This is a genomic window from Bradyrhizobium sp. 17, assembly GCF_023073515.1.
Lineage (GTDB): Bacteria > Pseudomonadota > Alphaproteobacteria > Rhizobiales > Xanthobacteraceae > Bradyrhizobium > Bradyrhizobium canariense_D.
This window is the reverse complement of record NZ_JADPJQ010000127.1, coordinates 1-14,418: the sequence shown is the minus strand read 5'-3', so window position 1 is coordinate 14,418 and position 14,418 is coordinate 1. Positions and strand designations below refer to the sequence as shown.

The 14,418-nt window shown below is 59.8% G+C and carries 8 protein-coding genes and 1 pseudogene; 5 read left to right on the top strand and 4 right to left on the bottom strand.

All coding sequences use genetic code 11. The features are described from left to right. Window positions 1–544 precede the first annotated feature (544 nt). The 4 genes from IVB13_RS34295 to IVB13_RS34280 all read left to right on the top strand — a co-directional run bounded on the left by IVB13_RS34295 (window position 545) and on the right by IVB13_RS34280 (window position 6,912). Window positions 545–1,786 carry an efflux RND transporter periplasmic adaptor subunit gene (locus IVB13_RS34295; RefSeq protein WP_247477636.1) on the top strand — a complete coding sequence of 414 codons (1,242 nt, stop codon included), beginning with the start codon at window positions 545–547 and terminating at the stop codon, window positions 1,784–1,786. After that, the gene (locus IVB13_RS34290) at window positions 1,783–4,956 is read left to right on the top strand and encodes a multidrug efflux RND transporter permease subunit (RefSeq protein ID WP_247477591.1); all 3,174 of its coding nucleotides are present in this window, start codon (window positions 1,783–1,785) and stop codon (window positions 4,954–4,956) included. The genes IVB13_RS34295 and IVB13_RS34290 overlap by 4 nt, the downstream gene beginning before the upstream one ends. 296 nt (window positions 4,957–5,252) lie before the next feature. Continuing rightward, window positions 5,253–5,654: a hypothetical protein gene (locus tag IVB13_RS34285; RefSeq protein ID WP_009859394.1), complete on the top strand. Its 402-nt coding sequence runs from the start codon at window positions 5,253–5,255 to the stop codon at window positions 5,652–5,654. Between the two features lie 235 nt (window positions 5,655–5,889). Beyond that, complete coding sequence (locus tag IVB13_RS34280; protein ID WP_247402228.1) at window positions 5,890–6,912, top strand: hypothetical protein; 1,023 nt, start codon at window positions 5,890–5,892, stop codon at window positions 6,910–6,912. 244 nt (window positions 6,913–7,156) lie between these two features. On the opposite strand, the gene IVB13_RS34275 is transcribed toward IVB13_RS34280, so the two are convergent. The 3 genes from IVB13_RS34275 to IVB13_RS34265 form a co-directional block, all read right to left on the bottom strand. Then, entirely contained in the window at window positions 7,157–9,364 is a 2,208-nt protein-coding gene (locus IVB13_RS34275) for a xanthine dehydrogenase family protein molybdopterin-binding subunit (protein ID WP_247491762.1), read from the bottom strand. A gap of 3 nt (window positions 9,365–9,367) precedes the next feature. Beyond that, entirely contained in the window at window positions 9,368–9,823 is a 456-nt protein-coding gene (locus IVB13_RS34270) for a (2Fe-2S)-binding protein (RefSeq protein WP_247383986.1), read from the bottom strand. 655 nt (window positions 9,824–10,478) lie between these two features. Next, entirely contained in the window at window positions 10,479–10,934 is a 456-nt protein-coding gene (locus IVB13_RS34265; RefSeq protein WP_247477594.1) for a DUF3788 domain-containing protein, read from the bottom strand. A gap of 1,870 nt (window positions 10,935–12,804) precedes the next feature. On the opposite strand from IVB13_RS34265, the gene IVB13_RS34260 reads away from it, so the two are divergent. Beyond that, complete coding sequence (locus IVB13_RS34260; RefSeq protein ID WP_247477597.1) at window positions 12,805–13,860, top strand: class I SAM-dependent methyltransferase; 1,056 nt, start codon at window positions 12,805–12,807, stop codon at window positions 13,858–13,860. A 12-nt stretch (window positions 13,861–13,872) separates the two neighbouring features. On the opposite strand, the pseudogene IVB13_RS34255 reads toward IVB13_RS34260, so the two are convergent. Beyond that, window positions 13,873–14,092, bottom strand: a pseudogene (locus IVB13_RS34255) (NADP-dependent oxidoreductase); the annotation flags it as partial. Between the last annotated feature and the right edge of the window lie 326 nt (window positions 14,093–14,418).

Sequence of the window (14,418 nt, the reverse complement as noted above, 5' to 3'; positions counted from 1 at the left end):
TCGTCCGGGTGAACACCTCCGTCAATGCGTGTGACGGGCCTACTGTCCGTCCGGTCACGAAGAATGCATTAAGTCCCAGTCAGCCGAAGTCCCAGAGCGTGGACGAGCACACCGCTTTCCACACGCGGTCCTCAAACGATGCGTGACCTTCTTCAGTGATCGTTGCGCCAGTTAAGTCCCAGGAGGACGCAACGAAGCCCGTCGTACGAGCTTTCCTCGGAGCCCTTGACGCGACTTCGCGGCGGCATCGATAGCCGGTGACTGCACGCGGCCTAGAAGCCTCTGCAGGGTAACGCGGCGCCCTCGAGTGCGGTGCGGCGTCTGAGGTCCCTCGCTAGGCGTCGTGCTCGCGGGTCGAGCGGCAATAACGACCGTTTATCGACTCCATAGCAAGAGGTGATTTCAGTCACAGACATTGCAAGGTCACTCTCCAAAGTATCGTCGAGGGATATTTACGGCTTCGCGGTCGGCACGCGGACCAACATGGGAATCTTTGAGAGTGGATGGACATGCTAAGCAACGATGTATTCGAAATCCTCGCTCCATGGGCGCGCTGACACTGCGACCTCCGTCCTTAGGGGCGGCGGAACCTCCCGCGTGTAGTTCGTTTCGTCGCCTTCGGTGCAGCGGCGCGCCGATCGTTCTGCTGCTTGCGTTGGCGCTCGTTGGCTGCCAAGACAAGGCGCAATCGCAGGCGGCCGCGCCTCCGCCACCGTCCGTGACAGTTGCGCAACCGGTGAAACGAACAGTCACCGACTGGGATGAGTTCACCGGCCGGTTCGAGGCGATCGAGGAGGTTCAGGTCCGCGCTCGCGTCGGCGGCTTCATCGACAGGGTCGCGTTCACGGATGGTGCGATCGTTCATGCAGGCGATCTGCTTTACATCATCGATCCACGCCCGTTTGAGGCGGTCGCGTTGCAAGCCCAGGGTCAACTCGACGACGCGCGGGCCAAGGAAGAGCTTGCGAAGCGTGAACTCGACCGTGGCCTGACCCTGGTTCAAACTAGCGCGGTCTCGCAGCAGGTCGTCGACCAGCGCCGTCAGGCGTTGCAGGCGGCTCATGCGGCTGAGACGCAGGCCGAGGGTACATTGAAGGCCGCCCAGCTCAACCTCGAATTCACCCATGTGCTGGCGCCGATCACCGGCCGCGTCAGCCGTCATCTAGTGACCCCCGGCAATCTGGTGCAGGGCAGCGAAAGCGGCGCGACCCTGCTGACCTCGATCGTGTCGCTCGATCCGATCTACATCTATTTCGATGTCGACGAGCCGACCTATCAACGCAACAGCAAGCTGTGGTTTCAAGGCAGGCGGCCGAGTTCGCGCGACACCGCGAACCCGGTGCAGGTGTCGTTGACCGGCGAAACGAAATCCTCACATGAGGGCAAGATGGACTTCCTGGACAATCGGCTCGACGTCTCCACCGCGACGCTGCGCAGCCGCGCCATCATCCCCAACAAAGATCTCTCGATCCTACCCGGCCAGTTCGGCCGCGTTCGCCTGATCGGCAGCGCGCCCTATGAGGCGCTGCTGATTCCGGACGTCGCGGTCGCAACCGACCAGTCGCGGAAGATCGTGTTCGTGGTCAAGGACGACAATAGGGTGGAGGCAAGGCCGGTGGTGCTCGGGCCTCTAGATGACGGCCTGCGGGTGATTCGCGAGGGCCTGAACCCGGAGGACCACGTCATCATCAACGGCATTCAGCGCGCCCGCGTCGGCGCCAAGGTGACGCCAATCATGTCGCAAACGCTGGGGGGCGACAAGACTCCGCCACGTGCCACGCCATGAATCTCGGAAGACTTTCCATCAACCAGCCTATCCTCGCGATGGTGCTGTCGATCGTGCTTCTGATCGTCGGCACGATCGCCTATCAGACGCTGCCGGTGTCGGAATATCCGCAAGCAGTGCCGCCGACCGTCACTGTGACCACGCAATATCCTGGCGCCTCGGCGCAGACCGTTTCCGACACCGTTGCTGCTCCAATCGAGCAGGAGATCAACGGGGTCGAGGACATGCTCTATCTCTACAGCCAGGCGACCTCTAATGGTCAGCTCACGATTACCGTCACCTTCAAGCTCGGCATCGATCTCGACAAGGCCCAGGTGCTGGTGCAGAACCGGGTCGCAATCGCGCAGCCCCGTTTGCCGGAGGAAGTCCAGCGCAACGGCGTCGTCACCCGCAAGAACTCGCCTGACATCCTGATGGTCGTGTTCATGCTGTCCCCCGACGAGAGTTTCGACCAGCTCTACATCTCCAATTACACGCTGCTGCAGGTCCGCGACCAGCTGTTGCGGCTCGACGGCGTCGGTGACATTCAGATGTTCGGTGCGCGCGACTACTCGATGCGGCTGTGGCTCGACTCGGAGAGGATCGCCAATCTCGGCCTGACCTCGACCGAAGTAATGGCGGCGATTCGGGCGCAGAACCTGCAGATCGCTGGCGGCCAGATCGCGGAGCCGCCGATCGCCGATCGCGCGTTCCAGCCGAATCTCGTCTTCACCGGCCGCCTCAAGGACATCAGGCAGTTCGAGGAGATCGTGGTGAAGGCCGGCTCGGACGGCCGCACGGTGCGGCTGCGCGACGTTGCCCGCGTCGAACTCGGTGCGCTCTCCTATGCCACCAGCAGCCGCATCCTGCGCAAGCCGGCGGTTGCAATGGTAGTGACCCAACGGCCCGGATCGAACGCGCTTGCCACAGCGAAGGCAATCTCTACGACAATGGTAAAGCTGAAGGACAGATTCCCGAAGGGGCTCGACTACAATATTGGCTACAACCCCACCGAATTCATCGCCCAGTCGGTCCACGAGCTGATCAAGACGGTCTACGAGGCGATGGCGCTCGTCGTCATCGTGGTGTTGGTATTCCTGCAGGGCTGGCGACCTGCGATCATCCCGATCATCGCGATCCCGGTGTCGCTGGTAGGTACCTTCGCGGTAATGGCCGCGCTCGGATTCTCAATCAACAATCTGACGCTGTTCGGGCTTGTACTCGCCGTTGGCATTGTGGTCGATGACGCGATCGTGGTGGTCGAGAATGTCGAGCGACATCTCCGGAATGGTATGAGCCGGCGCGAGGCGGCGCTTAAGACCATGGGGGAGGTCGGCGGCGCACTGGTTTCGATCGCACTGGTGCTCTGCGCGGTGTTCGTGCCGACAGCTTTCCTCGGTGGCATCTCCGGGCAGTTCTTCCAGCAGTTCGCTGTCACCATCGCGGTCGCAACCGCGATCTCCTGCTTCTGCTCCCTGACGCTCTCACCCGCGCTAGCCTCGCAGATCCTGGTCCCGCATGAGGAGAAGCGGTCCGCTGCGCGTTGGAACCTAATCGCGCGCGGCTGGTCGGCCTTCACTGGTGTCTTCAACCGTGTGTTCGATTGGCTGTCGAATGGCTATGCGGCTGTGGCATTCCTGGGGATCCGGCATTCCGCGCCGATGCTGTTGCTCTATGTCGCGTTGATCGGCAGCGCCGGCTGGCTGCTCGCGACCACCTCGCAGGGCTTTATCCCTGCGCAGGATCGCGGTTACCTCATCATCTCGGTGCAGTTGCCGGGCGCCGCGTCGCTTGCGCGAACCGCTGCGATCGTGCGCGAGATCGAGCGGATTGCACTGGATACGCCGGGTGTCGTCCGGGTCGCGGCGTTCAGCGGCTTTTCCGGCGCAACTCGCACGCAGGCCGGCAACGCCGCGGCGTTGTTCCCGGTGTTCGACGAGCCGGAGGCACGGCAGAAGAAGGGGTTGACGGCGATTGCAATCACGGCCGATCTGCGCAAGCGGCTGTCGACGCTGCAGGGCGCTTTCATCATCGTCATTCCACCGCCCGCGGTGCCGGGCATTGGCACCGGCGGCGGCTTCGCTATCCGCATCCAGGATCGACAAGGGCGCGGTCCCGAACTGCTCGCGGCTGCGACCAACGAACTCGTCAGAGCCGCGCAGAAGTCGCCAAAGCTGACCTCCGTGTTCTCGCCTTATTCGGCGAACACACCGCAGCTGTTCGTCGATGTCGATCGCGTAAAGGCGCAGAAGCTCGGCGTGCCCATCGCTAGCATCACCGACACGATTGAAACGTACTTTGGCTCGACCTATGTCAACGACTTTAACCTGTTCGGGCGGACCTACCACGTCACGGCGCAGGCCGACCTGCCGTTCCGGAAGGAGACCAGCGATCTTGCGCGGCTGCGCACCCGCAACGCTGTCGGCGACATGGTGATGCTCGGTAGCATCGTGGACTTCAAGGACATTTCCGGGCCCGACCGTGTCGCGCGGTACAATCTATACTCAGCGTCCGAGGTACAAGGTGAGCCCGCGCCAGGTGTGAGCTCGACGACCGCGCTCGACACCATCCAGAAGGTCGCCGACGAAACGTTGCCGAGCGGTTTTTCCCTCGAATGGACCGATCTATCCTATCAACAAGTGACGGGCGGCAATGCCGGTCTCTATGTGTTCCCGATCTGCGTGCTGTTCGTCTATCTCGTGCTCGCCGCACAATATGGCAGCTGGACGTTGCCGTTTGCGGTGATCCTGATCGTGCCGATGTGCCTGTTTGCCGCGACGATCGGTGTGCGTATCCTGGGCCAGGACGTCAACATACTGACACAGATCGGCTTTGTGGTGCTGGTGGGCCTGGCCGCCAAGAACGCGATCCTGATCGTCGAGTTCGCGCGTGATATCGAGCTCGAGGGCAGGTCGCGGCTGGAGGCGGTGATCGAGGCCTGCCGGCTCCGCCTGCGGCCGATCCTGATGACCTCGTTCGCCTTCATCCTAGGCGTGCTGCCGCTCGTGGTGTCAACCGGTTCCGGCTCGGAGATGCGCCAGGCGGTCGGGGTTGCGGTCTTTTTCGGCATGCTAGGTGTTACGCTGTTCGGCCTGATCTTCACACCCATCTTCTATGTGGTGGTCCGCAACCTCGCGGAAGGAAAGAACGAAGGCAAACCGACTCAGATAACCGCGGCTGGGGCAGGGTGACAGGCAGTGGCGCCAATCCGCGATGAAGCTGCAACTTTTCAGCGCATGCGAGGAGCGGATGCGTTCACTACTGCCGACCAACCCGCTTCTATTGCACCAGGCGAGTGGAATGAAAAGGATAACGACCCGGCATTTCTAATGGTTGGCGTGCTGGCTTACCGTTCCTCAGCTGAGCTGTCCCGTGACTGTTTTAGCGAGCGCTCGCCAGCTTAGGACCGCCGAGTCGTCCGCTTGGGTCGATGCACTCTCCGCGTCGCAAGGACCCACTGTAGCAACGAAACACGTAGGAGACACCGATGTCATTCCGCTTCATCACCAAGTCTATCCACGCCTACCTCATCGATTATCCCGTCGCGATCGTCTTAATTGCAATGCCGTTCGTGCTGAACCTCGGCCAGAGCGGACCGCTCGCAATGTGGCTTTCGGCTGTCGTCGGTGTGGCCGCGCTGCTCTTGGCCGGCCTGACCGACCATCCCACCGGGTTCGTCCGCATCATTCCCTACTGGCTGCACCTTTGGGTGGATCGCGCAGTCGGGGTGGTGTTTGTCATCGCACCCTTTGCCTGCAAATTCGATGGGATCGACGCCTGGTATTATTGGATCCTCGCTGCCGCTGTCCTGTTCACGACGTCGGTCTTGAACGCACCTGAGGATCCGGTCACGGTCCGTTCGAGATTGGGCAGGCGTACAGCGGCGTGAAAGGCGGCGGCTCCGTGGTTGAGAGTCGAAATGTTGCCGGTGTTGGTCTGCGGCAGTCCGTCACGAACCCGCGTGGAGCGTGGTATTCACAGCCGCCCTAGCGATTCTCCCGAGAGCGATACGCTTGGAACCTGGGCTGGGATCATTCTTCATAACGTCGATGGTGGGGGCTTGCACTTTGCAAGCCTTCGGGCGGTTCGGCCGCATCGCGCGCTTGATATTCAGGAGACTCAAGATGGCGTTTGCTCAGCCGCCGGACCGAAGCGACGCGTTCGGGCCACGCCTTGACTATTTGGCGCTGACTCCCGCAGCGGCTGCCGTCTGCTACCCTTTTCTACTCCGGGCCTTTCATGCCGTCGTCGTCACGCAGGCCGCAACGCCCTCGCCATTCGCAATTGCCGGCGCGACCTTGATTCTGGCTATGGCGTTCGTCGTGCCGTTCCTCGCGTTCGCGCTCGCTTGCCGGCCCGACGCCGATCCCGTGACGCGGCGGCTCGCCTATGCCGGCGTGGCGACCCCAACGCTCTTCGTCTTTCTTGGCGTCGTTCAGGTCCTGATTCATAGCCCATTCCCTGACGAACTCGTGTGGTGCGCGCTTTGGCTTACGATCGCGATTTGGCCACAGACCGCCGGCAATCGCGCCGCGGCAACGGGGCCAACCGTGGGGCGCTGGCGCATTGTCCACGGAATAACGGCGGGGGTCTTGTGCCTATACGTGGCTTTCCATCTAGCCAATCATCTGTTTGGCTTGATAGGCCCCGACGCACATGCGGCCGTCATGAAGATCGGCCGCGTTGTCTACCGCTCTGGCGTGGGTGAACCGCTGTTGGTCGTGGCGATGCTTTTCCAGATTGGCACCGGGCTGTTTCTGGCATGGCATTGGAGTGCCGTCCCGCAGGGCTTCCATCGGACATTTCAGGTCGCCTCGGGGGCCTACCTCTCGGTGTATATCCTTGGGCACATGAACTCGGTTTTCATCTACGCAAGAAGGTTTCTCGGCATACCCACAGATTGGAATTTCGCGATCGGCGCCCCGAGCGGGCTGATCCACGACGCATGGAACATCCGCCTTTTGCCTCACTACGCGCTGGGCGTGTTTTTTGTCCTAAGTCACCTTGCGTCGGGATTACGGATGGTACTGATCGCGCATGGCGTCGATCGGTTCGCTGCAAATCGTCTTTGGGGCGCGGGCATCGCAATAAGCGCCTTGATCTCGGCAGCGATCCTCGCGGGTATGTGCGGCATTCGAATCAGCTAGGCGACAGCGGCAGGCTAAGGAGCCGAAATATTACCCTGAATGGACCGTTCCGTACTTCCGTTGCTGGCCTACTAGGAAGCCGACGCGACGGCTTGAACCGGATCGAATTTGCAGCCCGACGGGCTCCTTCTGAGAGGTGATTTTCTCCGAGCGGAGAAGGCGGCCACTCTCATGGTCGTTACGCGCAAGAGCCTTAACCTTCACCCGTCCACGCTGCGACGCGCGCGGGATGATGGGGCAAGGACTAAGACGACGATTTCAGCAAATTTGTATCAACCGGCAGGCTGCGCAGACGCTTGCCGGTCGCGGCGAAGATCGCATTGGTCACCGCAGCACTGACAATGGCTGTCGGAGCTTCACCGACACCACCTGGAGCTTCCGCGTTTTTAACCAAGTGCGTGTCCACGACCGGCACCTCGTCGATACGCATTGGCAAATAGCTGTCGAAGTTGCTTTGCTCGACCCGACCATCCTTGAACGTGATTGACCCATGGAGAGCGGCGGTCAGACCGAAAAGCGTTCCACCTTGAATCTGTGCTTCGATCGTGTCTGGATTGACGTACATGCCGCAGTCAATCGCGCAGACGATCCGCTTGACTTTGACGGAGCCATTCGCGGCCACTTCGACCTCGGCGACCTGCGACGTATAACTTCCGTATGCGAATTGCACCGAAATCCCGCGGCCATGCCGCGCGGGGAGGGGTGCCCCCCATCCCGCTTTTTCCGCGGCAAGCGACAGAACAGCAAGTGCTCGCGGATTGTGGCCAAGCAATCCCTTGCGATAAGCGACCGGATCCTGCTTCGCGGCATGCGCAAGTTCATCTATGAAGCTTTCGACCACAAAGACGTTGTGAGTTGGACCGACTCCGCGCCACCAAGACGTCCGGACACCTGTTGGCTCGACCCGGACAAAGTCGACGTGGACATTTGGCAGCGCATAGGGCGGCTCGGCGGCGGCTTCTATCGCATCGGGATCCAATCCGTCCTTGAAGTACGGAGGATAGTAGCGAGCCATGACTGAGGATCCGGCGATTCGATGCATCCAGGCAACCGGCTTGCCGGCGGCATCAAGTCCAGCTGACAACCGATCGAGATAATACGGCCGATACATATCGTGCTGGATGTCTTCCTCGCGGCTCCAGATCACCTTAACCGGCCCGTCGACGTGCTTGGCGATCTTGACGGCGAGGATCGTCCCATCGGCCTCCAGCCTTCGGCCAAACCCACCGCCAATCAGATGATTGTGAATTTTGATCGCATCCATCGGCAGGCGGGTGAGCTCGGCCACCTGAGCCTGGGTGATCGTAGGCGCCTGTGTACCGACCCAAATATCGCAACGATCCTTCTGCAGATGAACAGTACAGTTCATCGGCTCCATCGCCGCATGCGCCAGGAAAGGCACCTGATAGATGGCGTCAACCCGTTGCGCTGCCTCCGCAATTGCCTTCCCTACATCACCCACCTTACGAGCAACCGCGCCTGGATTTTTGGATTCCTCCTCCAATTGCTTGACGATATCGGCGCTGCTGACCTTGCCGTTCGGCCCGTCTTCCCAGGCGATGGCGGCGGCCTCGAGCCCCTTCTTCGCCGCACCCATGTGATCCGCCAGCACGGCAACGGCTTCATCTATATTGACCACCTGCCGGACGCCCTTTACCGCCAGCGCGGCCTTCTCATCCAATGCTTTCGCCTTGCCGCCGAGCACAGGCGCAATAGCAACCGCCGCAACCCTCATACCCGGCAGTCGCGCATCGATACCGTAGAGCGCGCGCCCATCGACTTTTATTGCCGAATCCAGACGCTTGGCACGCGTGCCGATCAAGGTGAACTCATTCGGATCCTTCAATTTCACTTTTGCTGCAGGCGGCACAGTCAATTTCGCCGCGGCGTTCGCAAGTTCGCCGTAGCTCAATTCCTTCGAGCCTGGTGCATCGAACACCACGCCCTCCTTAGCGCGGCAAGTTGCCGGATCGACATTCCAGCGCTTTGCCGCTGCCGCGATCAGCAGACCACGGCCCACTGCCCCTGCCTGACGAAGCGGTGTCCAGAAGGCACGGACAGACGCGGAGCCACCGGTATTTTGGATGCCTATGATCGAGTTGACGTAAAGAGCATCATTCGGCGGTGCATGCTGAACCTGAATCTGGTCAAGCTTCACTTCCAGTTCCTCAGCGAGAAGCATCGAGAGCGACGTGTAAACCCCCTGTCCCATTTCGATCATCGGAATAATCAGGGTGACGACGCCGGTTGGACTAATCCGTATAAATCCGTTCGGCGCGAAAGTGCCCATAACCTCATTTTCCGTTACCTGCGAAGTACGCGCTGCGAACACGGGCTCTGTGCGTGCACCGGTCATAGCAAAACCGAGCAGCAAACCTGCCCCCTGAAAAAAGGTGCGCCGGCACATGGCGCTTTCACCCTCGGTATAGTTCGTTCGAATTGGGCTAACCATGCTTCACACTCCCGCTGCTAGCTGTATCGCGGCGCGGATGCGCTGGTAGGTACCGCAACGGCAGACATTTCCCGACATCGCCGAGTCGATATCCGCATCGCTAGGTTTAGGAGTCTCTTTTAGCAATGCCGCCGCCGACATGATCTGCCCGGATTGGCAGTAGCCGCACTGCACTACTTCCAGATCCAGCCAGGCCTTCTGCAAGGCGGCGCCTTGCGGCGTGCGCCCAACCGCCTCGATGGTGGTAACCGCGCTGTCGCCGATACTATCGACCGACGTCTGACAGGAGCGGGTCGGTCGGCCGTCGATATGCACCGTGCAGGCGCCACACAATGCTTGGCCGCAACCAAACTTGGTCCCTGTCATGCCGAGCACATCGCGCAGCACCCATAGCAAGGGGATGTCGCCGTCGACATCGATCTCATGGGGTGAGCCGTTGATCTTTAATGTGAAAGCCATGAATGCCTCTTGATCCGCCTAGGGGGTCAGCCATGAGTCAATCAACCGCACTCATGAAATCCGCGAAAGCTCACACATTGATCGCAACAAGGGACGACGCTTTCCAATAGCCGGCATGTATAGTTTTCATACCAGCGGGGAATGCCGCCAAGGGATAGCTAAGAAGACGATTAACGCAGCCAGTGTTCGCTTCGGTGTCGCCGCGCGCCTAGACCTCTTGCCGGATGACAGCCTAAGGGAGAACGAGCGCTTCTCGCGTTCGCTCAGCGTGATGTCGTTTGGAGTCAGCATCTACTTGGTCGATCAACCTACGGAAGGCCTGATGCCAAAGAGCTGCGGATGTGATCGGGGAACAATGACTAGCCCCGCCGCCGGCGGCGCATGCGTCGCTCTGGTCGAGCAGAACCTACATCTTGTTCATAGAAACCGCGCGTTAGCGCTGACAGCACTGGTCATATAGGGCAGATCGTAACCACACTCCTGGCCGAGCATATTGACGGTAGTTGGTGTGCCCGAGCAACTCTTCACACGATAACGCATCTGCAACGACGTCGCGAGGTTCGTCGGCCGAATGGTCAATATCCGAAACTTGCTAGCGAGTTTCTTTACACCTATCCAGCGTCTTTCCTCGCTAGACTTAACACTTCCGCGACATTCAAGCGCGCGAGCGTGGAGGGCGCTTCATAGTCAAAAGCTCCGTCACATCATGCCGATCATCTGCGGATGAAATGGCAATTGTCAGGAATTTACCATCCGGGTATGTCTTGGCTTTATCGTAAAGCTTGATCAACTGCGAGCGCCAGGCATTACGGCGCTCCTCAAACCTATCTCGTTCTGCTCCCCCCAAGACCACCACGGCGGAAAACCGCCTGTATTCCGGCAGCAAGGTACAAAATGCCCTTGTTTTCTTGTAGCGTAGGGACCAGCCGCGCTTCTTGCCGCCATAGAGCCATTCCGGCGCGAAGACCCCGGGGTAAATTTTCTCAATCCAATTCTGCAGAGAGGCCCAATGCTTGAACGTGCCCGGTCCGATCCAGCCCCGAACGGTGCTATCATCGGGCGATGCTGATTTGTCAGTAATTCTGTCGCCGATTTGGGGGGACTTTTCCATGCCGGTGTCCTTCAATTTTTCACGACCGATTCGAAGCTTGGCGGCCCACCTTGACCTTGTACGAAGGGATGTGTGGGCCTTCTTTCCAGATTTCGCAACTTCTGTCGCGGACCTCTCCACCATTGGGGCTAGGCGATTTGCCTGTCAAAGCTGATATCGGGCGTGTGGACTTGCGGACACGGAAAACGGACGTCCGGTCCGTTCTTCGGGGACAGGATTCTACTGACATTTTGGGACCGGTCCGTTGCAGTGACGATCTTTCGCCGCAGAACATGATAAGCATGCGACCACGCTAACGATTCCGCACGCTTCCGGGCCAGCACCGTCACCAGCCCGCACGATTAGTGTGTGCGCACATCGCTGGCCGCAGCCTTTCGAGGGCGAGCGTGCGGTTCCGATATCGGGCGCCATCGCTGCGCAATGGGTTGCACACCGGTTTTTGGGTTGAAGTCGCAATCCTTAGCTAGCGCGCGCCTGCGTTCCTCGATGGCGCGCCCGGAGCACCTCGTAAGGCCATTCGTGGGACGGCTCGTCCTGCGCGTGTTCGTACCAGAGCAGCCGAGCTTGCAAGGACCTCGCGATCTAAGGCAGTTCATAGTTCGTGATCGCATGGGCTTGCCGGGCCCACGCGCCAGCGGTCGCGGAACGATAGCCGCCAATTCGGCGCCGACCAGCAGCTGAGCGTCGAGGAGTGGCGCGGCTGCTCGATGCCGCCCGGGGCCCAAATACAAGCCCGCCGCTGGCCCACGTGAACCGATCGTTCACCGGCGACTCGCGCATTTTGGCACCAACGGCCGGTCCATCAAGCGTGTCTGCGGCTTCGACCGCCTTCACATCGTGCATCACATCACAGGCAGCCTGCGCGGCTCTTGGATGAAGTGGGTGTGTTTGACGATATCGTGACGCCGTAAGGTGATCTTGAAGAAGAATCGTAAGGTCGAGATACTCTGGTCGATCGGGACGCCGATGAAGCCGATAGCGGCGCACCTCTTGGAAGGTTGCCGGAGCCGAAGACCATCTGACGAACGCTGCGACTCTCTGACCAGTTGAAGGTGGTCATGTTGGGTGTTTGGCGCGCACTTGCGTATCGATCTCATCGATCATGCGCACGCCGACGCAGCGGGCTCACTGCCTCGTTGGTCATGGGCGGCTCCTCTCTCTAAGGTGAAGGTTACGAATCCCTTCTCAAGAGAGCAGGCTTCGCTGCGCTATGCTCTTAGGCGCCCCGCTGGCTCTCATGCTCTACCACTCGAGCGTTTACTTTGAGGCATTGCGGAACTGGTCGGCTTTAAGGGCGAACGCAATGAACCTTCGTATCGTTCCATGGCGACTTTGGATACTCGACGATTTCCTAGGTCTAATTGAATCGCTGATCGCGACTATCTAGGCTGCACGCGTTAAAGGGTGCGGCGCTCAAAACAGCTCGCTCCCGCCTTCCGGTGGAATACGCCCCCTCCCGCGGAAGGTCTAAGGGCGGTGAAGTCCCCCAACTTCACCGCCCGCTTTTTCCACTCGATCGAAAGTACCAGAAGGAAGGCACAATGCCCCACTGCTCTCCGAGCCTTAGATCTGGCAGAGCCGCGCGATGCGCAGTTTGTGACGGCAAGTTTGGTCTCGTCCGGCACTACTCGTGGCGAACCCCCCTTTGCTCCAAGAACTGCGTTGACCGATTCAGAACTCGGAGTGATCGCAATTGGATGGCCTGGCTCCAAATCGCTCTCGACCAGCTGCCGGAGAATGGCGCCAGGGGCGGCTCACGGTCAGACTGACGCGAATGACCCAACCCGGAAATTTGCCTCTGGGATGATGCGGTACTGCTGTGATTTCCAGCCCGTTCGTAGAATTTCTGCAGCTATCACAGGAGCACACCTTGAATATCGCTTTAATGTCTCAGTTGGTAGCGGGCGTCATCGTCGCGTCCTTTGTGGCATATAACTTGTTTCATTACCTACTGTTCCTTTTGGTGACCCGACCGAAGGACGCGAGTAAAATCGGCCACCAGCTGAATGAGTTCGAGCAGCGCCAACTGATCGAGTGGACACCAAAGCCGAGCGATTTTCTGAAACATGACGACGAAACGCGCACATACGATGACGTGTTCGGCAGGTATCGCGACGAACAATCAAATTACAGCACGTGTGTGTTCCCCCGTTTGGCATTTTCGCACCCTTACGAAGCCGAATATGCGCTTTTGAAGCCGAGAGACGGGATGCGATTCCTCGATCTCGGATGCGGCTCCGGCGCGGCAGCGGAATACCTCGCCAGACGGAGCAATATCGAAGTTGTGTGCGTGACCAATTCCTCTGTCCAGGCGGAGATCTGCCGGCGCAAATTTGCGAGGCTTGGGGGACGTGGACAGGTGATAGTCATCGACTTCGACAGCCTCGATCTCCCGAATGAACACTTTGACGGCATCTATGCGCTAGAATCGATTGGCTACACCAAAGATCTGGACGCGTGGCTAGCTAGGTGCTGGCGGATGCTCAAGCCGGAAGGACGGTTGCTGATCCATTCGCCGGGGTCGCTGGATCATTGTCGCCGTACCGAGGATTACCTGAGTGTCACCGCCTTCTTCGAGAATTGGCGTTACAATTTTGTCGGCGCCAATCTTCTGGTCTACAAGATGCGCCGACTTGGCTTCGGTCCAATCCACTATCGGCGCCTACCATTCTTGGCGTGGGGAGTAACCTGGAACTTCATTCAACACATGCTGTTGTGGAAATACCGGCTGAAGATGCGCACATTCGTGGAACTGGAGCGAATCATCTGGCGCACGTCGAAGGTATTTGTGTTCGGTAACCCGTACAACACGGTGCTGGCCACCAAACCCAGGCACCCTGATGCTCCCACACTCATATGTTCGGAAGGAGTGGCTGGGGTTTCCGACACTGACCACGAACTCCGCGCATCAATACCGGCTTCATGATAATCGCTGTCTTAGAGGGCGACGCCTCGCCGGTCTGACGATGGTCACCAGCGTTCCTCCGGCACGAGTACGCCTGCGGACCGCATCTGGATGTCGCCGCCGATGACATCAAACGCCGGATCGGGCCCGCCGACGCCCTCCAAGCCGTCCTTCTCGAGGTCAACGAACTCCTTCGCGCCGAAGTCGAATGCTATCTGACAGTCGGCGGGGGTCCGGTACCGATGACACAGGCGAACGGACTGCGCCTGCCGCGCCGTAGCAGTGAGCGGTGACCACTCCAGCCAGCGCGTGCCGCGGGATCGATGGTGTCGGCCCCAATCGCGGCGATCGGTCGGGGTCGAGGGGCGAGCCAACCCTCATGATGAGGATCGACCGCTGGTCACCCTTCGCTTTGAAATGACCACCACGGCGGACGTGTCTGTTCGACTTCGCCATTCGATCTCAGGAGATGCATATTGTCTCCAGGCGCGGAGATAATCGCTGGTGTGGTGCTAGGGTTCAGACTCAATTGATCCAATAAGCGACGAGAGCGGCGAGGTGGACGGCGGCCAAGAAGTT